General features: G+C 63.1%; 18 protein-coding genes. 8 read left to right on the top strand and 10 right to left on the bottom strand.

Features of this window, described 5'->3' with window-relative positions; all coding sequences use genetic code 11:
• Positions 1-27: 27 nt before the first annotated feature.
• Positions 28-1,749: a ubiquinone-dependent pyruvate dehydrogenase gene (gene poxB, locus GCM43_RS07325; protein WP_152242847.1), complete on the top strand. Its 1,722-nt coding sequence runs from the start codon at positions 28-30 to the stop codon at positions 1,747-1,749.
• On the opposite strand, the gene GCM43_RS07320 is transcribed toward poxB, so the two are convergent.
• The 3 genes from GCM43_RS07320 to GCM43_RS07310 form a co-directional block, all read right to left on the bottom strand.
• Positions 1,746-3,365, bottom strand: coding sequence for an FMN-binding glutamate synthase family protein (locus tag GCM43_RS07320; RefSeq protein ID WP_152242846.1), 1,620 nt, complete (start codon positions 3,363-3,365; stop codon positions 1,746-1,748). The genes poxB and GCM43_RS07320 overlap by 4 nt on opposite strands.
• A gap of 113 nt (positions 3,366-3,478) precedes the next feature.
• Complete coding sequence (locus tag GCM43_RS07315) at positions 3,479-4,480, bottom strand: M48 family metallopeptidase (protein WP_152242845.1); 1,002 nt, start codon at positions 4,478-4,480, stop codon at positions 3,479-3,481.
• A 3-nt stretch (positions 4,481-4,483) separates the two neighbouring features.
• A complete protein-coding gene (locus tag GCM43_RS07310) occupies positions 4,484-5,554 on the bottom strand; it encodes a YjgN family protein (protein ID WP_226929372.1) in 1,071 nt (356 codons plus the stop codon).
• 166 nt (positions 5,555-5,720) lie between these two features.
• Between GCM43_RS07310 and GCM43_RS07305 the strand changes: the two genes are divergently transcribed.
• The 3 genes from GCM43_RS07305 (at position 5,721) to GCM43_RS07295 (ending at position 7,731) form a co-directional block, all read left to right on the top strand.
• On the top strand, positions 5,721-6,392 hold the full coding sequence (locus tag GCM43_RS07305) for a glutathione S-transferase (RefSeq protein ID WP_152242843.1): 672 nt from the start codon (positions 5,721-5,723) through the stop codon (positions 6,390-6,392).
• A 75-nt stretch (positions 6,393-6,467) separates the two neighbouring features.
• Positions 6,468-7,241: a 5'-3' exonuclease gene (locus GCM43_RS07300; protein ID WP_152242842.1), complete on the top strand. Its 774-nt coding sequence runs from the start codon at positions 6,468-6,470 to the stop codon at positions 7,239-7,241.
• A gap of 49 nt (positions 7,242-7,290) precedes the next feature.
• Positions 7,291-7,731 carry a response regulator gene (locus GCM43_RS07295; protein WP_152242980.1) on the top strand — a complete coding sequence of 147 codons (441 nt, stop codon included), beginning with the start codon at positions 7,291-7,293 and terminating at the stop codon, positions 7,729-7,731.
• Here the strand turns inward: GCM43_RS07295 and mnmA are convergent.
• Together mnmA and GCM43_RS07285 are read right to left on the bottom strand one after the other, a co-directional pair.
• Positions 7,714-8,829, bottom strand: coding sequence for a tRNA 2-thiouridine(34) synthase MnmA (mnmA, locus tag GCM43_RS07290; RefSeq protein WP_152242841.1), 1,116 nt, complete (start codon positions 8,827-8,829; stop codon positions 7,714-7,716). The two genes, GCM43_RS07295 and mnmA, sit on opposite strands and share 18 nt — an antisense overlap.
• Before the next feature lie 29 nt (positions 8,830-8,858).
• The gene (locus tag GCM43_RS07285) at positions 8,859-9,338 is read right to left on the bottom strand and encodes an NUDIX hydrolase (RefSeq protein WP_152242840.1); all 480 of its coding nucleotides are present in this window, start codon (positions 9,336-9,338) and stop codon (positions 8,859-8,861) included.
• 409 nt (positions 9,339-9,747) lie between these two features.
• Between GCM43_RS07285 and GCM43_RS07280 the strand changes: the two genes are divergently transcribed.
• From GCM43_RS07280 to GCM43_RS07270, 3 genes are read left to right on the top strand one after another with little or no spacing between them, the layout of a single operon-like run.
• Positions 9,748-10,860, top strand: a complete 1,113-nt coding sequence (locus GCM43_RS07280; protein WP_152242839.1) for a Re/Si-specific NAD(P)(+) transhydrogenase subunit alpha — start codon at positions 9,748-9,750, stop codon at positions 10,858-10,860.
• 40 nt (positions 10,861-10,900) lie between these two features.
• Entirely contained in the window at positions 10,901-11,215 is a 315-nt protein-coding gene (locus GCM43_RS07275) for an NAD(P) transhydrogenase subunit alpha part 2 (RefSeq protein ID WP_152242838.1), read from the top strand.
• 8 nt (positions 11,216-11,223) lie between these two features.
• The gene (locus GCM43_RS07270) at positions 11,224-12,678 is read left to right on the top strand and encodes an NAD(P)(+) transhydrogenase (Re/Si-specific) subunit beta (RefSeq protein WP_152242979.1); all 1,455 of its coding nucleotides are present in this window, start codon (positions 11,224-11,226) and stop codon (positions 12,676-12,678) included.
• Between the two features lie 164 nt (positions 12,679-12,842).
• Here GCM43_RS07270 and GCM43_RS07265 read toward each other — a convergent pair whose 3' ends face one another.
• The 5 genes from GCM43_RS07265 to GCM43_RS07245 all read right to left on the bottom strand — a co-directional run bounded on the left by GCM43_RS07265 (position 12,843) and on the right by GCM43_RS07245 (position 18,241).
• Positions 12,843-13,802, bottom strand: coding sequence for a sensor domain-containing diguanylate cyclase (locus tag GCM43_RS07265; RefSeq protein ID WP_193315562.1), 960 nt, complete (start codon positions 13,800-13,802; stop codon positions 12,843-12,845).
• Between the two features lie 127 nt (positions 13,803-13,929).
• Complete coding sequence (locus GCM43_RS07260) at positions 13,930-15,072, bottom strand: UbiH/UbiF/VisC/COQ6 family ubiquinone biosynthesis hydroxylase (protein WP_152242836.1); 1,143 nt, start codon at positions 15,070-15,072, stop codon at positions 13,930-13,932.
• A gap of 1 nt (position 15,073) precedes the next feature.
• On the bottom strand, positions 15,074-16,399 hold the full coding sequence (gene pepP / locus GCM43_RS07255) for a Xaa-Pro aminopeptidase (RefSeq protein WP_152242978.1): 1,326 nt from the start codon (positions 16,397-16,399) through the stop codon (positions 15,074-15,076).
• 20 nt (positions 16,400-16,419) lie between these two features.
• Positions 16,420-17,136, bottom strand: coding sequence for an N-acetylmuramate alpha-1-phosphate uridylyltransferase MurU (gene murU / locus GCM43_RS07250; protein ID WP_152242835.1), 717 nt, complete (start codon positions 17,134-17,136; stop codon positions 16,420-16,422).
• A gap of 37 nt (positions 17,137-17,173) precedes the next feature.
• Positions 17,174-18,241 (bottom strand): aminoglycoside phosphotransferase family protein, encoded by a 1,068-nt coding sequence (locus GCM43_RS07245; RefSeq protein WP_152242834.1) that lies wholly within the window; start codon positions 18,239-18,241, stop codon positions 17,174-17,176.
• A 100-nt stretch (positions 18,242-18,341) separates the two neighbouring features.
• Here GCM43_RS07245 and GCM43_RS07240 point away from each other — a divergent pair, with 100 nt between their 5' ends.
• Positions 18,342-20,591 (top strand): LPS-assembly protein LptD, encoded by a 2,250-nt coding sequence (locus GCM43_RS07240; RefSeq protein WP_152242833.1) that lies wholly within the window; start codon positions 18,342-18,344, stop codon positions 20,589-20,591.

Genomic DNA, 20,591 nt, shown 5'->3' with positions numbered 1-20,591 from the left:
ATCCCATCTTTCAAGGAGGTAGCACCGATGAGCAGCACTGTTGCAGACTACATGTCAAAAACGCTGGCCCAGGCCGACGTCAAACGCATCTACGGCGTGGTGGGCGATTCGCTCAATGGCCTGACCGATGCGCTGCGGCGCGACGGCGTCATCGACTGGGTGCATATGCGCCACGAAGAGGGCGCGGCCTTTGCCGCCGGCGCCGAGGCGCACCTGACGGGCGAACTGGCGGTGTGCGCCGGCAGCTGCGGCCCCGGCAACCTGCATCTGATCAACGGCCTGTTCGACTGCCAGCGCAGCGGCGTGCCGGTGCTGGCGATAGCGGCGCATATACCGAGCACCGAGATCGGCATCGATTATTTTCAGGCGACCCACCCTGAAAGCCTGTTTCGGGAGTGCAGCCATTACGTGGAACTGGTGTCCACGCCCGCCGTGCTGCCGCAGGTGCTGGCGCGCGCCATGCGCGTGGCGGTGGCCCGGCGCGGCGTGGCGGTGGTAGTGATTCCCGGCGACGTGGCGCTGCAGACCCTGAAACAAGAGGTGCCACAGTGGGTGTTTCCGTCCCCGCCGCTGGTGGTGCCGGCGGCGGCGCAGATCGATGCGCTGGCGTCGCTGCTCAACGAGGGCGGACGCGTGGCGCTGTTTTGCGGCGCTGGCTGCGCCGGTGCGCACGCCGAGGTGATGGCGCTGGCCGCAACACTGCAGGCGCCGATAGTCCATACGCTACGCGGCAAGGAGCATATCGAATACGACAATCCCAACGACGTCGGCATGACCGGTCTGGTTGGTTTTGCCTCGGGCTACAAGACCATGAAAAGCTGCGACACCTTGCTGGTGCTGGGCGCCGATTTCCCGTACCGCCAGTTCTTCCCCGAAGACGCGAAGATTGCCCAGGTCGACCTGCGTCCGGAAGCGCTGGGCAACCGCTGCGCGCTGACGCTGGGCCTCTTGGGCGGCGTGAAGGAAACCATCAGTGCAGTGCTGCCCCGGCTCGTTGCCAGAACCGACGGCAGCTTTCTTGCGCGCGCCCGTGAAGACTATGTGCAGGCGCGCCAGGAACTGGATCGCCTGGCCGAACTCGATGGCGACACGCGCGCCATCCACCCGCAGGCCGTCACGCGCATCGTCAGCGAGCTGGCCGCCGATGACGCCATCTTTACCTGCGACGTCGGCACGCCCATCGCCTGGACTGCGCGCTACCTGAAGATGAATGGCAAGCGCCGCCTGGTCGGCTCGTTCAACCACGGCTCGATGGCCAACGCCATGCTGCAGGCCATCGGGGCGCAGGTGTCGCACCCTGGCCGCCAGGTGATCTCGATGTCGGGCGACGGCGGCTTTGCCATGATGATGGGCGAATTTCTCTCGCTGGTGCAACTGGGCCTGCCGGTCAAGATCATCGTGCTCAATAACGGCACGCTGGGCTTTGTGGAGATGGAAATGAAGGCCAACGGCTTTCTCGATACCGGCTGCGAGCTGAACAATCCGAACTTTGCCGCGATGGCCGTTGGCGTGGGGATCAAGGGCATCCGCGTCGAGCACCCCGGCCAGCTCGAAGAGGCCATCCGCGAGGCGCTGGCGTACGATGGTCCGGTGCTGGTCGATGTGGTCAGTGCGCGCCAGGAGCTGATCATGCCGCCCAAGACCACTGCTGCGGAAGCGCACAAGTTCGGCGTGTTCATGCTCAAGGCCGTCCTCGATGGGCGCGCCGGCGAACTGGTCGACCTGGCCAAGGTCAACCTGCTGCGTTAAGCGGCTGGATCGAGCTGCTGGAACGATTCGGCCTGCGCCTTGGGCCAGTACAGGCCGTAGACGGGCGGCAGCTGCGGCAGCTGGCTCGGGTCGAGCAGCTGACCCGCTTCCAGGAACGGCAGCAGCGCCGAGGCCAGCCTGACCTGGTTGGGCGAGATGCGCCGCACCAGATGGTGTGGGCGCAGCTGCTGCGGATGCTGCAGGCCGGCCGCGGCAATCAGTTCGGCCAGCGCTTTCAGCGTGTTCTGGTGAAAGTGCGCCACGCGCTCGGCTTTGTCCGGCACCACCAGTGCACGCTGGCGCTGCGGGTCCTGGGTCGCCACGCCGGTCGGGCAGCGGTCGGTATGGCAGCTTTGCGACTGGATGCAGCCGAGCGCAAACATGAAGCCGCGCGCCGAATTGCACCAGTCGGCACCGAGCGCCATCAGGCGCGCAATGTCAAATGCGGTAATGATCTTGCCCGAGCAGCCGAGCTTGACGCGCTCACGCAGGTTGGCGCCCACCAGCGTGTTATGCACCAGCACCAGTGCTTCCTGCAGCGGTGTGCCGACATGGTCGGTAAATTCCAGCGGCGCCGCACCGGTGCCGCCTTCGCTGCCATCGACCACGATAAAGTCGGGCGTGATGCCGGTGGCCAGCATGGCTTTCACGATGCCGAAGAACTCCCACGGATGGCCGATGGCCAGTTTGAAGCCGGTCGGCTTGCCGCCGGACAGGGTGCGCAGGCGCTCGATAAAGTGCAGCATTTCCAGTGGCGTGGAGAACGCGCTGTGCGCTGCCGGCGAGACGCAGTCTTCACCGATTGCCACGCCGCGCGTGGCGGCAATTTCTGCCGTCACCTTGGGGCCGGGCAGCACGCCGCCGTGGCCGGGCTTGGCGCCCTGCGACATTTTCAGTTCGATCATTTTCACCTGCGGCGAACTGGCATTGGCCACGAAGCGCTCTTCCGAAAACGTGCCATCGGGATTGCGGCAGCCAAAGTAGCCCGAGCCGATTTCCCAGACCAGGTCGCCGCCGTTGCTGCGGTGATACGGGCTGATGCTGCCTTCGCCCGTGTCGTGCATGAAGTTGCCGGCGCGTGCACCGCCATTGAGCGCCAGGATGGCGTTGGCCGACAGCGCGCCAAAACTCATCGCTGAAATATTGAACACGCTGGCCGAATAGGGCTGCGCGCGCGGACAGTCGGGATGGTTGCCGATCTCGATGCGGAAATCGTGGCCCGTGACCTTGGCCGGCGCGATCGAATGGTTGATCCACTCATAGCCGGCTTCGTACACATCGAGCTGGGTGCCGAACGGGCGCTTGTCGGTCTGCTGCTTTGCCCGCTGGTAGACGATGCTGCGCTGGCTGCGCGAGAACGGCGTGGCTTCGCCGTCGCTCTCGAGAAAATACTGGCGGATCTCGGGGCGGATGCTTTCGAAAAAATAGCGGAAGTGGGCCAGGATCGGGTAGTTGCGGCGCAGCGCGCTTTTCTTTTGCAGCAGGTCGACCAGGCCGACCAGGGTCAGTGCACCGGCCAGCAGTGGCAGCCACGGATGTTCATCAAAAAACAGGGAAACGAGAAATACGGCTGCCGTGGCCACGAAGGCCAGGTAGCGAAATGCTGCAAGATGCATGAATACTCCGGCTAGGCTGTTCAGGAATAACTGACGAGTGTAGCCGCGATTTGCCATTCTTGCATGAGGGGGGCATGGGGGCCATGGCGGCAATACCGCCATGGCCTGGCGCCTTACTGCGCCGCGCGGATGCGCGCCACGCGTTCGGCGCTGGCCGGATGGCTCGACAGATATGGCGTATCGGTATCGAGCTTGCCCAGCGCCACGAACACCTGCGCCAGGTGTTCGAGCGCGATGCCGTTATGGCGCAGCATGGCAATCGCATAGTCGTCTGCTTCGCGCTCGACGTCGCGCGAATACTTCAGGTCCAGCAGCAACGGCGGCAGGGTGGCCACTACGGTCGATACATCGCCAAACAGCAGCGCTGCGCCGGCGCCGACGGCCGAGGTCTGGATAATGCGCCGCGTCAGGTGGCGCCGCTGCAGATGCCCGAGTTCATGCGCCAGCACGCCCATGATGGCCAGGTCGTCGGGCATCAGCTTGACCATTTCATCGGTCAGGATAATGTCGCCCGAAGGCAGGGCAAACGCGTTCGGACCGATCTTGCTCTTGCGGAAAACGATGCGATGTTCGAGCGCATTGCCATCGGGCGGCGCCAGCTGCGCAAAGCGCTGGCGCAGTGCCTGCTGGCGCGCTGCTGGCAGTTCGCTGGGCGCAAACACATGGCGGTCGAGCATATCGAGCACGCCCTGGCCCAGCTGGCGCTCGACCGACACCGGCAGCGCGTAGGCAATGCCCTTGGCCGCCAGCGGCAGCAGGTACTGGTAGCTGAGCACCAGCGCCAGCACGGTGGCGGCCAGCGCCAGCAGTGCACCGCGCCAGCTTTGCTGTAGCCTTACCACCCAGCCGTCACGGTGGCCGCTGGTATGGAGCAGGTCGTTGAAGGCTGCCTGGTCGGCAATTTCCAGATAGGCGCCATCGGGAAAGCTGACCTTGCGCACCGCGTGGCTGCTGCGCTCGGACACATGCAGCTGCGCCAGCGGGCAGCGCCGCGTTATGTCGCCGGTCAGCACCGCCTCGCCGTCGGCCACCTGCAGGCTGACGTGGTACAGGCGCGAGCTGTGGCCGTCGAAATAGCGCGCGGCGACGCCTGCGCCCTGGCTGTCGATGCTCATCGGTCAGATCGACAGGTCGAAGTCCAGCAGGTCGACCACGCCTTCGCCGGTAGCCGAAACCTGTTGGCCGGTGGCGGCCACGAATTCGTCGAGGCTGCCCTGCGCCAGCAGTGCGGTCGACTCCAGCCGGTACTTCAGCCAGCGCACATGGGCAAATGGCGTAAACAGGCCCAGTGTAACGACGATGCCCAGCAGATTGGTCAGCATGACAAAGGTGGTGCGGCCCCAGGTCAGCTGCGACTGGAACTGGTGCTGCTGCAGGCGCGTGTGGTTCCAGATCAGGTTCTGGATCATGGTCAGGAACAGCGGCAGCACGGTAAACGCGTACAGGTACAGCGCGCCGATGGCCAACAGCAGGCTGCCGACCTTGCTGGCGTCGCTGGTGTTGGCGGCAAACGAGGCAAACACGCTGCCGAAGACCACGAAGATCAGTACCAGCAGGCCGCCGAACAGCAGCGCAAAAAACAGCAGATAGGTCTTGTAGAAGCTGCCGACGGTGGCGTCAAAGCTGAAGTGGCTGGTACCGAAGCGGCTTTCCGTATGCTGGAAGCGCTTCAGGCGCTGGTGCAGGAACGGCGTCATCATGCCGGCGGTAAACATGTTCAGCAGCGGCAGCCACAGGAAGTATTTGTAGGCCTGTTTGGCGCTGCCGCCAAAGCCGAAACGGATGCCGCGATAGCTGGTGTTGTACAGCTTGAACTGCAGGCTTTTCCAGACCAGCCAGGGCAGTATGGCGGCCATCAGCACGAACATGACCAAGCCGATAAAGGGCGACACCTGGAGGGCGATATTGTAGCCGGCGATCAGCACCACGGCGGCAATGCGGCCCTTGAGGATGGCCACCGCATTGCCGTGGTATTCGAAGCTGCTGCCAGCCAGGTGGGTGCTGGAATAGAAATAGCGGTTGCGGCGTACCTTGGCCCAGGCCGAATAGATGCCCAGCGTGACAATGCTCAGCAGCAGGTTGACGATCCAGATGCGGAAGTACTCGCTGCCGGTTGCGCTGAAAGTAATGGCTTCGCGGTGGATTGCGCCGTTGCCGGGGTTGCCAGGGTTGTTGCTGTCGAGTTCCACGCCAGGTCCTTGCATATTGAAAAAGAAATAAGATGCTGTAAATGCAAAATGTTGTCAATCGAAATATTGTTCGTGCGCAATATAATTGCTTGCCATTGGCGTGTGCAGGCGTGCGCGGTGCCCTCAAGGCTATACTGGCAGCCACTTATCTGTCTATGGGAATGCCATGATCGTTGTCCACCATCTTAATAACTCGCGCTCGCAGCGCGTGCTGTGGCTGCTCGAAGAGCTCGGTCTCGAATACGAAGTCAAGCGCTACCAGCGCGATCCGGTCACCATGCTGGCGCCAGCCTCCCTGAAAGCCATCCATCCGCTGGGCAAGTCGCCCGTGATTACCGACGGCGCCAATACGGTGGCCGAGTCGGGCGCCATTATTGACTACCTGGTCGAGCGTTATGGCAATGGCCGCCTGGTACCGGCTGCCGGCACGCCGGAAAAACTGCGCTGGACCTACTGGCTGCACTTTGCCGAAGGCTCGGCCATGTCGCCGCTGCTGATGAAGCTGGTGTTCGACAAGGTGGAGTCGAGCCCGATGCCGTTCTTTGCCAAGCCGATTGCGCGCGGCATTGCGCGCAAGGTGAAAAGCACGTTTGTCGAGCCCAATATCGCCAGCCAGCTGGCGTATATGGAAGCCGAACTGGACAAGCACAAATGGTTTGCCGGTAACGAGTTTTCCGCCGCCGATATCCAGATGAGCTTTCCGCTGGAAGCGGCCGCCTCGCGCGCCGGCCTCGATGGCAGCTTGCCAAAACTGACGGCTTTTCTGCAGCGCATTCACGCGCGGCCCGCCTACCAGCGCGCGCTCGAACGCGGCGGGCCTTACGATTACGCAAAGTAAGGGCAATGGCCAGGGTAGGGCGGGCTGGTCGATACGGTAAAATGCGCGCTTCCACCCGCACCGAGACAGATCCGCATGGCCCGACTCCTCGCTATCGACGGCTTGAATATCGTACGCCGCGTCTACGAAGCCAGTCCCGAACCCGATTCCGACCTGAAGGCCGATATCGCGCTGCGCCATGCGCTGTCGTCGTTCCGCACCCTGATCAACGACCACGAGCCGACGCATATCCTGCCGGCGTTCGACTTTGGCGGCCCGACCTGGCGCCATGCGCTGTATGCCGGCTACCGCGAAGGGCGCCAGCCGATGCCGCAGGTATTGCGCGAGGCGCTGCCGGCTTTTTATGACACGCTGGCCGGCTTCGGGCTGCATGTGGTCAGCATTCCCGAAGTGGAGGCCGACGATGTGATCGGCACGGCCGTCATGCGCTGGCTGCACGAAGGGCGCGGCGCGGCCGTGATCGCCACCACCGACAAGGACCTGCATGGCCTGATCGCGCATGGCGCGCTGGTATGGGACCACTTCAAGGGCGTCTGGCACGACCATGCCTGGGTTGAAAAGAAGTTCGGCGTGCCGCCCGAGCTGCTGCCCGACCTGCTGGCGCTGATGGGCGACGCCACCGACAGCATCCCCGGCGTGGCCAAGATCGGCCTGAAAACGGGCGCCAAACTGTTGCGCGCTTACGGCAATATCGACGCGGTCATGGCCGGCGCCGGCATTTTGCCCGGCGCACTCGGTGAAAGCCTGCGGAAAGAGCGCGAAATACTGTATCTTTCAAGAAAGCTCGTGGCCCTGAAAACCGATGTCAGGCTGGGCGTGACCTGGAATATGCTGGCGTGGGAAAAATAGGCTCTTCACGCCGGGCAGCAAGAACAATCAAGCAAGGATGTACATCATGATGTTAAAGGCAGTCCTGATCGACAGCAGCGCCGTGGCGCGCGGCCTGCTCAATACGGTGCTGACCGACGGCGGCTACGACGTCTGCGGCCAGGCCCACACCAGTGCGCTGGGACTGGTGCTGATGGTCAAGCATCGGCCGCATTTCGTGTGCATCGCGCGCGAACAGGTGGAAGACGGCAGCAAGGTGGTGCAGACCATCCGCGAGCAGTTTCCGAAAAGCCTCATTTTCATGGTCTCGGGCGGCATCGATGCGGCCAGCCTGCAGGCGGCGCACGCCATGGGCGTATCGGGCTTTATCGTCAAGCCCTTTATGGCCGATACTGTGCTGAAAACCGTGCGCAATACCGTCATTGCCATGGTGCGCAAGCAGCAGGCTGCGGCGGCGGCAGCCGCCTCTGCTGCTACCCCGGAGCAGACAGGTTCAGGCCAGGCCGGTTGAGCCGGCAATAATGCCGCCACCCAGGCAGATGTCGCCGTCATACAGCACGGCCGACTGGCCGGGCGTGACCGCCCATTGCGCCTGCTCGAAGTCGAGCGCAAACAGCGCATCGCCATCGGGCTGCAGCACGCACGGCACGTCGGCCTGGCGGTAGCGCGTCTTGGCTGACAGCTGGCCGGCCTGCGGCGCGGTGCCGGCGATCCAGCTGGCCTGGTCGGCCGACAGTGCCGGCGACAGCAGCCACGGGTGGTCATGGCCCTGCACCACGTACAGCGTGTTGTTGGCGATATCCTTGCGCGCTACATACCAGGCGTCGCTGCTGCCGTCGGCGTTCTGGTACGACTTCACGCCGCCGATGCCGATGCCCTTGCGCTGGCCCAGCGTGTAAAAGCTCAGGCCCACGTGTTCGCCCACGGTCTTGCCGTCCGGGGTTTTCATCGGACCGGGTTTGTACGACAGATAGCGGTTCAAAAATTCGCGGAACGGGCGCTCGCCGATAAAGCAGATGCCGGTCGAGTCTTTTTTCTGGGCGTTGGGCAGGCCCAGTTTTTCAGCGATCTGGCGCACTTCGGTTTTCGGGATTTCACCAAGCGGGAACAGCGTGCGCGACAACTGCGCCTGGTTCAGGCGGTGCAGGAAGTAGCTCTGGTCCTTGGTGGCGTCGACTGCCTTGAGCAGCTCGAACTGGCCGGCCTGCGTGGGCGACTGGCGCACGCGCGCATAGTGGCCGGTGGCGATCAGGTCGGCGCCCAGCGTCATCGCGTGGTCGAGAAAGGCCTTGAATTTGATTTCGGCGTTGCACAGCACATCCGGGTTCGGCGTGCGGCCGGCCTGGTATTCGCGCAGGAAGTCGGCGAACACGCGGTCCTTGTATTCGGCGGCAAAATTGACCGCTTCGATATCGACACCGATCACGTCGGCCACGCTGGCCGCGTCGATCCAGTCCTGGCGCGTCGAGCAGTATTCCGAATCGTCGTCGTCTTCCCAGTTTTTCATGAACAGGCCGATCACTTCATAGCCCTGTTCCTTCAGCATCCATGCGGCCACCGAGGAATCGACCCCGCCCGACATGCCGATCACGACTTTCTTCTTGCTCATTGACTTTCCAATATCCTTAAATAATCGCACTAGCCGTCATTGAAGACCGAGGCGTGCGTGTGCAGCAGCGACAGCGGCGCGCGCCGGCCTTCGAGGTATTCATCGACGCACTGCAGCACCAGCGGACTGCGGTGACGATCCTGGCAGGCCGCCATTTCATCGCGCGTCATCCACAGCGTGCGCAGAATGCCTTCATCGAGCGGGCGGTCGTGCTGGGCGCCGGCCGTGCCGCAGAAGGTGAAGCGCAGATACGTCACATCCTCGCCGGTACGCTGCGAGCGGTAGCGCGACATATACATGGCCACCAGCGCGGTCGGAATGAAATCATAGGCCGCTTCTTCCAGCGTTTCACGGATCACCGCCTGCTCGAGCGACTCGAACGGGTCGAGGTGGCCGGCCGGCTGGTTGAGCTTGATACCTTCACTGGTCTCTTCTTCAATCAGCAAAAACAGGCCGTCGCGCTCGACGATGGCGGCAACGGTGACAGAGGGTTTCCAGATTCGCGGCATGGTTCCATCCTTGAAAGAGCCGACATTTTATCTTGTTCTGCGCGCGCGGTCCGAAGCCGGCTTGCTTTGCACGGATATATTGATAAATGGCAACGTTTTATTAAATTGTGGCGGGAGATACAGAGCTGCGGGCTGCTCCATGCGAACATGGTCGGCGTGGGGGCAAAAGCGCCCGACAATATAGGCTTTCCGGGTTGGCAAGACAAGCGTGCACGGTTGACTGCGGTTGCTTATTTGTGGCGGGATTGACACAAACCCGGTTTGCGCCATTAGGCAGGGCGCATGGCTGAACGCCTTGCCCAATTTACATGAAATTAGTGTGGCGAATCTAGAAGTTGCCCAATGACAAATGTTTTGGCCCGCCGTTTCCGTGTTAGATTCTAGTCAGTTTATTATTAGTGGAGGCGTCATGAGAATAGGCATACCGGCTGAAACGCGCCCTGGCGAGACACGGGTGGCTGCAACACCCGAGACCGTCAAGAAGCTGTCGGCCCGGCACCAGGTGATCGTGCAGGCAGGGGCCGGCGCGCACGCTTCGATACCCGACGAGGCCTATCTGGCCGCCGGCGCGCAGATCGGCAGCACGCTCGACGTCTACACCAGCGCTATCGTGCTCAAGGTGCGCGCGCCCGATGCCGAGGAGCGCGCCCTGATGGTCAGCGGCACGGTGCTGGTCGGCATGCTCAACCCGTTTGACGCCGACAATATCGCCGCCATGGCTGGCGCCGGCCTGTCGGCCTTTGCGCTTGAAGCAGTGCCGCGCATCACGCGCGCGCAGTCGATGGACGTCTTGTCGTCGCAGGCCAACATCGCCGGCTACAAGGCGGTGCTGGTGGCGGCCAATACCTATCAGCGCTTTATGCCGATGCTGATGACGGCAGCCGGTACCGTCAAGGCGGCGCGCGTGCTGATCATGGGCGTGGGCGTGGCCGGCCTGCAGGCCATCGCCACCGCCAAGCGCCTGGGCGCCGTGATCGAAGCGTCGGATGTGCGCCCGCCGGTCAAGGAGCAGGTCGAATCACTGGGCGCCAAGTTCATCGACGTGCCCTTCCTGACGGACGAAGAAAAAGAGATCGCCAAGGGCGCCGGCGGCTATGCGCGCGCCATGCCTGCAGACTGGATGCGCCGCCAGGCCGAGCTGGTACACGAACGCGCCAAGCTGGCCGACATCATTATCACCACCGCGCTGATACCGGGCCGCCCGGCGCCGGTGCTCATTTCCGAAGACACCGTGAAGGCCATGAAGCCCGGCTCGGTGATCGTCGACCTGGCCGTCGAGCAGGGCGGCAACTGCCCGCTGTCGGAGCTGGGCAAGACGGTCGTCAAGCATGGCGTGCATATCGTGGGCGAACCGAACCTGGCCTGCCTGGTGGCGGCCGATGCGTCGGCCCTGTATGCGCGCAATGTGCTCGATTTCCTCAAGCTGATCATCGACCAGGATGACCAGCTGAAGATCGACCGCGACGACGAGATCATCAAGGCCAGCCTGGTGTGCGCCGACGGCGCCGTGTTACGCAAATAAATCCGACATAAATAATCACGCAGTGCAGGGGGAAAACAGTATGGATGTCAGCCACACCATTATCAATCTCATTATCTTTGTACTGGCCATTTACGTCGGCTACCACGTGGTCTGGACAGTCACGCCGGCGCTGCATACGCCGCTGATGGCTGTTACCAACGCCATCTCGGCCATCATTATTGTCGGCGCCATGCTGGCGGCCGGCCTGACCGACGGTCTGCTGGCGCAGGTAGCCGGTACGGTGGCCGTGGCGCTTGCTGCCGTGAACGTGTTTGGCGGCTTCCTGGTGACCCAGCGCATGCTGGAAATGTTCCGCAAAAAAGAGCCGAAGGCCAAGCAGGGAGACAAGCCATGAGCCACGCGATGAGCTTTGTCACCATGAACCTGGTGACGATGATGTATCTGATAGCCTCGGTCTGTTTTATCCAGGCCTTGAAAGGCTTGTCGTCGCCGTCGACGGCGCGCCGCGGCAACGCCTTTGGCATGAGCGGCATGGCCATTGCTGCGGTGACCACGGTGGCGCTGATCCTGAAATTGCAGGAGCAGCAGACCGGCGGCATGGGCCTGACGCTGGTGATCCTTGGTGTGGTGGTAGGCGGCGCCATCGGCGCCTATCTGGCGAAAACCGTGGAAATGACCAAGATGCCCGAACTGGTGGCGGCCATGCATTCGCTGATCGGCCTGGCGGCCGTCTGTATCGCGGTGGCGGCGGTATCCGAGCCCTGGGCCTTCAATATTGCCGCGCATGGCGAAGCACTGCCGATCGGCAACCGCTTCGAGCTCTTTATCGGCACCTTTGTCGGCGCCATTACGTTTTCCGGTTCGGTGATTGCCTTTGGCAAGCTGTCGGGCAAATACAAGTTCCGCCTGTTCCAGGGCGCACCGGTCAGCTTCAAGGGCCAGCATCTGCTCAACCTGTTGCTGGCGCTGGTGATGGTGGGCCTGGGCCTGGCGTTCTGCTTTGCCGACGGCGTGGAACCGGCCTGGACGCCGTTCATCATCATGGCGCTGATCGCTTTTGTGCTGGGCGTGCTGATCATTATTCCGATCGGCGGCGCCGACATGCCGGTGGTGGTTTCCATGCTCAACAGCTATTCGGGCTGGGCGGCGGCCGGCATCGGCTTTTCGCTCAACAATTCGATGCTGATTATCGCCGGCTCGCTGGTCGGTTCGTCTGGCGCGATCCTGTCGTACATCATGTGCAAGGCCATGAACCGCTCGTTCTTCAATGTGATCCTGGGTGGCTTTGGCGGCGATGCGCCCGCTGCCGGCAGCGCTGGCGCGCAGGAACAGCGCCCGGTCAAATCCGGCTCGGCCGACGACGCCGCCTTTATCATGGGCAATGCCGAAACCGTGATTATCGTACCCGGCTACGGCCTGGCGGTGGCGCGCGCGCAGCATTCGCTCAAGGAACTGGTGGAAAAGCTGACCCACAAGGGCGTCACCGTCAAGTATGCGATCCACCCGGTGGCCGGGCGCATGCCGGGCCATATGAACGTGTTGCTGGCCGAAGCCGAAGTGCCGTACGACCAGGTGTTCGAGATGGAAGACATCAACGGCGAATTCGGCCAGACCGACGTGGTGCTGGTGCTGGGCGCCAACGACGTGGTCAACCCCGCTGCCAAGGACCCCAAGTCACCGATTGCTGGCATGCCGATCTTGGAAGCCTACAAAGCCAAGAGCATTATCGTCAACAAGCGCTCGATGGCGTCGGGCTATGCTGGGCTGGACAATGAACTGTTCTATCAGCCTAATACCATGATGGTGTTTGGTGATGCCAAGAAGGTGATTGAGGATATGCTCAAGGCAGTGGAGTAACCCGGCCCGTAGGTCGGATTAGGCCCTTCGGGCCGTAATCCGACAACATTGTTGGCGTCTCAGGTGTTGTCGGATTACGGCGCTCCGCGCCTAATCCGACCTACGGATCCGACCCCGGCATTTTCGCCGTTGGGGTGAACGCGATCACGGTTCAATGCAAAAAATCAACCCGCGCTGGCCACCTGATTGCGCCCCTGATGCTTGGCCGCATACAGCGCCTTGTCCGCTTCCGACATGGCCGCGTCGAGCGTGACGCCGGGGGGCAGGGCGGCTACGCCGATGCTCATGGTGACCTGCAGCGGCGTGCCGTCAGGCAGCAGGGTTGGGGTGTTGGCGATGGCTGCGCGGATGCGCTCGGCCACGCCGTGTGCCTGTGCCAGCGTGGCGTCGGGGAACAGCAGGCCGAATTCTTCGCCGCCCAGGCGCGCGGCCAGGTCGGTGATGCGGGCCGTGTCGCGCAGTACCTGCGCCACCGTGCGCAGCACGGCGTCGCCCACCGCATGGCCGTAGCGGTCGTTGATTTTCTTGAAATGATCGAGGTCGGCCACGCCGACAGCCAGCGGGCCGCCGCTGCGCGCGGCGCGCGCCATCGCCTGCTCGGCCTGCGCTTCGTAGGCGCGGCGGTTGGGCAGCGACGTGAGCGCGTCGTGCAGCGCCTGCTGTTCCAGTTGCGCCAGCAGGCTGGCGTTCTTTTCGGCCAGTTCGCGCCGCGCGCGCACATCGAGCAGAAAAGCGCCGAAATAGCGTACCCCGTCCACCATGCCCAGGTCCATGGCCTTCATCTCGATCGGGATCATCTGCGCATTGCGGTGACGGATGGCAAATTCGCGGATCTTGCCCAGCACGCTGGAGGTGCGCGAACTGCGGATGTAATCGATTACCATGCGGTCATGCTGCGCCGCGACCGCATCGGGCAGCAGGCCGTTCAGCGTCTGGCCCAGCAATTCGCCGCTGGCGTAGCCCGACAGCGACTGCATGGCGCCATTGATATAGCAGATGCGGCAATGTTCATCGATAATGACGACGGCGTCGAGGGAGTCTTCCAGCAGGCGCGAAAACAGCACTGCCGGCAAGGTGCCAGCCAGTGGCGCCGCGAGGGGAATTACGGGCAATGCGTCTGTCATGGAACCGTCGCCAAAATCCGGGTGGGCCTCATTGTCGCACCCCATGACGGTTTATTCCATGCCGCTTTTTTCACCTGTTTCTTTTTTGCCCGCATGCCCCTGTTGCCAGCAGGGGCATATGCAATTTTTAGCGGCGTCCGTACATCATCATGCCAGCCAGGACATGGCGCGCCGGGCGCACGATGTCGAGCAGCCCCAGCGACAGGCCCAGCAGCGTTTGCGCCGGTGCATTACCGGTAAAGATACGCGCCATGGTGTCGGTAATGCGCACCGTTGCGCCACGGTCGGCTGCGCGCTGGCTTGCATAGCGCGCCAGCGCCGCCGGGCTGCTGTCGGCTGCCAGCACGCGCGCCAATACGGCCGCGTCGCGCAGGCCCAGGTTCAGGCCCTGGCCGGCTACCGGATGCAGCGTCTGCGCGGCATTGCCGATGGCGATCGTGCGCGCCGTGCCCGGCGCCTCGGCATTCAGTCCCAGCGGATAGGCCAGGCGCGGCGAAACATGGGTAAAGCGCCCCAGGCGTTCGCCGAACGCTGCGCCCAGGCGTGCCAGGAAAGCGGCCTCGTCCAGTGCCAGCAGCTGTGCGGCGCGCGCCGGCGGCACGCACCAGACCAGCGCGTAGCCGTCGTCCTCGGGCAGCAGCGCCAGCGGTCCTTCATCGGTAAAGCGCTCATAGGCGCGATGCGGCACCGGGTGGCTGGTGCGCACATGGGCGATAATGGCGCTCTGGCCATAGTCGCGGCTGACAGCGCGTTCCTTCTGCTGGCCAAACAGGCCGCCTTCGGCCTGCACCAGCAGGCGCGCGCGCAGTGTTTGGCCGGCGCCATCGCGTTCCACGGTCACATCGACGCCATCGGCGTCTTCGCGCGTATCGGTCACCCGCGCCGGGCGCAGCGAGGCGATGCCGGCGCGCTCGCACACATCGGCCAGCACGCTGACCACTGCGCCATAGCGCGCCACATAGCCGAGCGCTTCGACGCCATGTTCGCTGCGCTCCATCAGGCTACGGCCAAAACGGCCGCGGCGCGAGACATGGATCTGGTGGATCGGCGTCGCTTCGACCGGCCAGGCGCCGGCTTCTTCCAGGATCAGGCGGCTGCCATGCGACAGTGCGATGGTGCGCGGATCGTGCCTGGCCTGCTCCAGCGACTTGGCGTCGACCAGCACGATGCCGGCCGATGCTGCACCGCGTTGCGCAAGCAGGGCGGCCAGCGCCATGCCGACCGGGCCGGCGCCGCAGATGGCGAGATCGTAGGTGGACGGTGCGTGCATGCTAATCCTGTGACATCAGTTGTTCGATTTCAGCGACGCTTTTGGGCGCGCTGCTCAATACTTCATGGCCTTGCGGCGTGACCAGCACGTCGTCCTCGATGCGGATGCCGGTGTGCCAGAAATGCTCGGGCACGCCCTCGGACGGACGCACATAGATGCCCGGTTCGACAGTCAGCACCATGCCCGCTTCAAGCGCGCGCCAGGGCTTGCCGGCCGCGGAAGTATCGCGGTAGGCCCCCACGTCATGCACATCCATGCCCAGCCAGTGGCTGGTGCCGTGCATATAGAACGGCAGGTAGCTCTTGTTGGCGATCACGTCCTCTACGCTGCCGCAGCTGTGGCGGTCCAGCAGGCCCAGGTCGAGCATGCCTTGCGCCAGTACCTGTACTGCCGCCTCGTGGATCAGGTTTTGCGCCAGGCCTGGGCGTACCATGTCGAGCGCCGCCTGTTGCGCGGCCAGCACCAGCTGGTACAGATCACGTTGCGGCGCGCTGAAGCGGCCGTTGACGGGCCAGGTACGGGTGATGTCGGACGCATAGCCATCGAGCTCGCAGCCGGCGTCGATCAGCACCAGTTCGCCGTCGTTCAGGCGCGCGTTGTTGGCGCTGTAGTGCAGGATGCAGGCGTTGGCGCCGCCGGCCACGATGGAGTTGTAGGCCGGCGCCTGGGCGCCGCTGCGGCGAAATTCGTACAGCAGTTCGGCATCCAGCGCATATTCATAAAGGCCCGGGCGGGTGGCCCGCATGGCGCGTACATGGGCGGCGCTGGCAATGGCGGCGGCGCGGCGCATCAGCTGTTGCTCGTCCTGATCCTTCAGCAGGCGCATGGCGTCTAGCAGCGGGCCGATATCGACGGCGCTGGCCGGCGCCGTCACGCCGCTGCGCGCCTTTTGCCGCACATTGCGCAGCCATACTTTGACCTGTGCGTCCAGGCTGCCGCCGAGCGCATAACAGATGGCCGGTGCATCGGCCAGCAGGCGCGAGACTTCGGCATCGAGTTCTTCGATGGGAAAAGCAGCGTCGAAGCCGAAGGCCGTGCGCGCCGCTTCGGGACCATAGCGAAAGCCATCCCAGATTTCCCGCTCGGCGTGCTTGGCGCGGCAGAACAACAGCGCCTTCGCCGGCGCCGTGGCGCTGGCGGCCACCAGCACCAGCACGCTGTCAGGCTCGGCAAAACCGCTCAGATAGTAAAAATAGCTGTCGTGGCGGTACGGGTAGTCGCAGTCGCTATTGCGCGCCACTTCAGGCGCGGTGGCCACGATGGCCACGCTGCCCGGCGCCATCTGCGCCATCAGGGCGGCGCGCCGCGCCGCGTAATTGGCCAGCATGGGAATGGCCGCTGCGTCCGTCACGCTGTCGCTTTCGGCGCCACGCCATTCAAGGCGTCGAGCTGCTCGGGCGTGCCGACATTGGTCCACTCGCCCAGATACACTTCGCCGCCGATGCGGCCCTGGTCGGCGTACTTGCGCAACAGGTCGCCCAGGCCCGCATGGCTGCCCGGTGCAATGCCGTCGAACATTTCAGGACGATAGACGCCGATATTGCCAAAGGTCCAGCGCGTCTCGTCGGTATTGTTGATGGCGTACAGCGTCAGGCCGAAGTCGCCCTTGGGATGGTGGTCGGGATTGGGCACCAGGTAGGTCCAGGCGATATCGCGCGTCTCGGGCGGATACGGCGTGCCCAGCACGTCCTTGTCGGCCAGCACGTCTTGCACCTGCGAAAAATCGAAGTAAGGGCAATAGATATCGCCGGAAATGGCCAGGAACGGCTCCTCGCCCAGCAGGTGGCGCGCCTGGGCAATGCCGCCGGCCGTTTCCAGCGGCGTGGTCTCGGGCGAATAGGCGATGCGCGCGCCGTACTGGCTGCCGTCGCCGAGCGCCTCTTCAATCAGGTGGCCCAGGTGGGAATGGTTGATGACGATGTCGGTAATGCCGGCGCGCACCAGGTTCAGTACATGCCAGACAATCAATGGGCGGCCGCGTACTTTCAGCAGCGGCTTGGGGCAGGTATCGGTCAGTGGACGCATCCGTTCGCCGCGGCCGGCGGCGAAAATCATGGCTTTCATGGGCAAGTCGTTTTCAGTGAGGCAGAAAAAATAAGTATTAAAAGGTGTAGCCGACCTGCGGCGCCTTGTTTTCCAGCGCGTCGAGCAGGCGGATCAGCGGTTTGAGTTCCTTGTAGCGGTTGGCGGTCTTGCGCACGTAGTCAAGCACGGTCGGCAGGTCGCCCATGTACTGGTCCTTGCCGTCGCGGTAGTGCAGGCGCGTAAAGATGCCCAGGATCTTCAGGTGGCGCTGCAGCGCCGTGAATTCAAAGTCGCGGTAGAAGGCGTCGATATCGGGATTGACCGGCAAGCCCAGTTGCTTGGCGCGCTGCCAGTAGCGAATCACCCAGTCGAGCACCAGCTCTTCATCCCACTGGATATAGGCGTCGCGCAGCAGCGAAGCGATATCGTAGGTGATCGGGCCATAGACGGCGTCCTGGAAATCGAGGATGCCCGGATTGGGCAGCGAGCCATCGTTGACATGCATCAGATTGCGCGAGTGGTAGTCGCGGTGCATGAAGACCTGCTGCTGCGCCAGGATATTGGCGGCGATGGCGTCGAATACCTGGTTCAGCTGCGTTGCCTGTATATCCGTCAGGGTGGCGCCCAGATGTTTGCCGATATACCACTCGGGGAACAGATTGAGCTCACGCAGGACAAAGGCGCGGTCGAATTCGGGCAGCACGTCCGGCCTGCTGGCCTGCTGGATGCGCATCAGCGATTCGAGCGCTTCGGCGTACAGCACCGCGGCGTTGTCATGGTCGAGCGCATCGAGATAGGTGGTCACGCCCAGGTCGGACAGCAACAGGAAGCCGTTTTCCAGGTCTTGCGCAATAATCTCGGGCACCGACACGCCGGCGTCGCGCAGCAGGCTGGCCACCTTGATATAGGCCGGCACGTTTTCGCGCTCGGGCGGCGCATCCATGGCAATCACGGTGGCGCCGGGCAGGCCGGCCGCGCCCGGCAGGGCGTCGAGCCGGTAATAGCGGCGGAAACTGGCGTCGCTCGATGCCGGACGGGCGGTCTCGACGTCAACCAGCTGCAATGAGGACAACCAGTTCTTCAACAGGGTCAGGCGGACGTCGGGTTGGGCCGGCGCGGTGGGGGAATTGGATGAGGATGACATTAAAACGGCCTGTGGAAACGGGTTGATCGTGCGGATTCCCATATAATAAGGGATTCACTTTAAAAAATCGCCTGTCAATGGTGCTTACCTTGTCCAATCCATGAGCTGGTTTTCGGCCTCCCCCCCTAGTCAGCGCTGGGCTTTCGCCCTCAGTGCCCTTGTTGCCGCTACGGCGGTGCCTGCTCACGCCCAGAAAGCGCCGCGCCCGGTGCATGTTGAAGACCCGGACGCGCCGACCGTCATGACGGCCGAAAGCATCAGCGGCCGTCCCGAACGCGAGATCAATCTTGACAATAATGTCGTGATTGAGCGCGGCACGACCACCAAAATGACGTCCGATACAGCTTGTTACAAACAAGTTGAAAATGAAGTCGAGGCCGAAGGCCGCATCACGATGCGCCGTTTCGGCGACCAGTATACGGGTGACCTGCTGAAATTGAACATGGATACGGGTAAGGGTTTCCTGCTCAACCCCACCTATCATTTTGAAGTGGGCAACGGCCGCGGCAAAGCCGAGCGGGTCGACTTTATCAACCCCGATGAAGCGACCGTGATCGACGGCACCTACAGCACCTGCGAAGGGCCCAATCCCGACTGGTATCTGAAATCGAGCACGCTCAACCTCGATAGCGGGCGCGATGTGGGCACGGGTGGCAAGACCATTATTTACTTCAAGGACGTGCCGATCCTGGGCGCGCCCGGCATTTCGTTCTCGCTGTCGGGCGCGCGCCGCTCGGGCTGGCTGGCGCCAACGCCGGGCTTTGCCTCGAAGAACGGTTTCGAGCTGCTGGTGCCCTATTATGTGAATATTGCGCCTAACCGCGACCTGACGCTGTATCCCAAGTATATTCAGCGGCGTGGCATCCAGCTCGGTGCTGTCGGGCGTTATCTGGGCGAGACCGATGCCGGCCTGTACAGCGGCGAGACGTCGATCGACTACCTGCCCAATGACAAGCAGACCAAGACCGACCGCTACATGATCAAGTCCAGGCATGAGCAGGCGCTGGCCAAGGGCTGGACCTACGGCTGGGATGTGCGCGATGCATCGGACAATAACTACCCGAACGACTTCTCGAAAACCGTGGCCAACGCCACCGAGCGCCAGCTGCTGCGCGAGCTGCGCACCGATTACCGCACCGAAGACTGGTCGCTGACGGCGCGCGTGCAGAACTATCAGGTGCTGCAGGACCCGGATGCGGTGACTGATCCCAGTCTGTTCGTGACGCGTCCCTATGACCGTTTGCCGTCGATTAATTTCCACGCTGGCAAATATGACGTATGGGGCGGCTTCGACTGGAGCTTTGACAGCGAGCTGACGCGTTTCGTGCATCCGACGCTGGTGCAGGGCAATCGCCTGGTGGTGGTGCCGCAGGTGAGCTTTCCCATCGTGCGTCCCGGTTACTTCATTACGCCCAAGCTGATGCTGAATGCCAGCGCGTACCAGCTCGACAATAACGCCACCACCCAGGCACAGTTTGGCACCACCTCGTTCAACCGCGCCGTGCCGACTATCTCGGTCGACAGCGGGCTGGTATTCGAGCGCGACAGCAATCTGTTCGGCGCCAAGGGCGGCACGCAAACGCTCGAACCGCGCCTGTTCTATGTGTATACGCCGTACCGCAACCAGTCGCAGTTCCCGAACTTCGATACGGCCGACGCCACCTTCAACCTGACGCAGATTTTTACCGAAAACCGCTTTGTCGGCAGCGACCGCATCGGCGACGCCAATCAGATGACGGCGGCGTTGGTATCGCGTTTCCTGCAGGCCGATGGCACCGAGCGCATGCGCCTGACCTTTGGCCAGCGCTTCTATTTTGCCGACCAGCGGGTGCAGCTCAATTCGACCACGCCGGTCAACCAGTCGCGTTCCGATATCCTGCTGGCCGCAACCGGCCGTGTGTCGGAGACTTGGACCGTCGACAGCCTGGTGCAGTACAATCCCAGCGACAGCCAGCTGGTCAGCTCGACGTATTCGCTGCAGTACCAGCCGGGGCCGAAAAAGGTCTTGAATTTCAGTAATCGCTTCCAGCGCGACAGCTTCCGCAATGCCGAAGTGTCGTCGCAGTGGCCGTTGTCCGATCGCCTGTACGGCGTGGGGCGCGTCAGCTATTCGCTGCTCGACCGCCGCCTGCTCGAAGGCCTGGTGGGACTCGAATACAAGGGCGATTGCTGGGTTTTCCGCATGGGCGCGCAGCGCTTTGTGACGTCGGCGCGCAAATCGTCGACGCCGATTTTCTTCCAGCTGGAGCTGACCGGCCTGTCGAACGGCCTGGGTCTGGGCGCCAACGGCCTGGAAACCTTTACCAAAACCATCCCTGGCTACCAGGCACTGAACCCGCCTGTCCGTTAA

The sequence above is a fragment of the Janthinobacterium aquaticum genome, from assembly GCF_009208565.1.
Classification (GTDB): domain Bacteria; phylum Pseudomonadota; class Gammaproteobacteria; order Burkholderiales; family Burkholderiaceae_D; genus Janthinobacterium.
The sequence above is the reverse complement of the archived record's forward strand: the minus strand, read 5'-3'. Positions and strand labels throughout refer to the sequence as shown.

Bases quoted from the DNA above. Each gene is read 5' to 3' on its own strand.
- poxB (WP_152242847.1), top strand. From the start codon at position 28: ATGAGCAGCACTGTTGCAGACTACATGTCAAAAACGCTGGCCCAGGCC.
- GCM43_RS07320 (WP_152242846.1), bottom strand. From the start codon at position 3,365: ATGCATCTTGCAGCATTTCGCTACCTGGCCTTCGTGGCCACGGCAGCC.
- GCM43_RS07315 (WP_152242845.1), bottom strand. From the start codon at position 4,480: ATGAGCATCGACAGCCAGGGCGCAGGCGTCGCCGCGCGCTATTTCGAC.
- GCM43_RS07305 (WP_152242843.1), top strand. From the start codon at position 5,721: ATGATCGTTGTCCACCATCTTAATAACTCGCGCTCGCAGCGCGTGCTG.
- GCM43_RS07300 (WP_152242842.1), top strand. From the start codon at position 6,468: ATGGCCCGACTCCTCGCTATCGACGGCTTGAATATCGTACGCCGCGTC.
- GCM43_RS07295 (WP_152242980.1), top strand. From the start codon at position 7,291: ATGTTAAAGGCAGTCCTGATCGACAGCAGCGCCGTGGCGCGCGGCCTG.
- mnmA (WP_152242841.1), bottom strand. From the start codon at position 8,829: ATGAGCAAGAAGAAAGTCGTGATCGGCATGTCGGGCGGGGTCGATTCC.
- GCM43_RS07285 (WP_152242840.1), bottom strand. From the start codon at position 9,338: ATGCCGCGAATCTGGAAACCCTCTGTCACCGTTGCCGCCATCGTCGAG.
- GCM43_RS07280 (WP_152242839.1), top strand. From the start codon at position 9,748: ATGAGAATAGGCATACCGGCTGAAACGCGCCCTGGCGAGACACGGGTG.
- GCM43_RS07275 (WP_152242838.1), top strand. From the start codon at position 10,901: ATGGATGTCAGCCACACCATTATCAATCTCATTATCTTTGTACTGGCC.
- GCM43_RS07270 (WP_152242979.1), top strand. From the start codon at position 11,224: ATGAGCTTTGTCACCATGAACCTGGTGACGATGATGTATCTGATAGCC.
- GCM43_RS07265 (WP_193315562.1), bottom strand. From the start codon at position 13,802: ATGACAGACGCATTGCCCGTAATTCCCCTCGCGGCGCCACTGGCTGGC.
- GCM43_RS07260 (WP_152242836.1), bottom strand. From the start codon at position 15,072: ATGCACGCACCGTCCACCTACGATCTCGCCATCTGCGGCGCCGGCCCG.
- pepP (WP_152242978.1), bottom strand. From the start codon at position 16,399: ATGCTGGCCAATTACGCGGCGCGGCGCGCCGCCCTGATGGCGCAGATG.
- murU (WP_152242835.1), bottom strand. From the start codon at position 17,136: ATGAAAGCCATGATTTTCGCCGCCGGCCGCGGCGAACGGATGCGTCCA.
- GCM43_RS07245 (WP_152242834.1), bottom strand. From the start codon at position 18,241: ATGTCATCCTCATCCAATTCCCCCACCGCGCCGGCCCAACCCGACGTC.
- GCM43_RS07240 (WP_152242833.1), top strand. From the start codon at position 18,342: ATGAGCTGGTTTTCGGCCTCCCCCCCTAGTCAGCGCTGGGCTTTCGCC.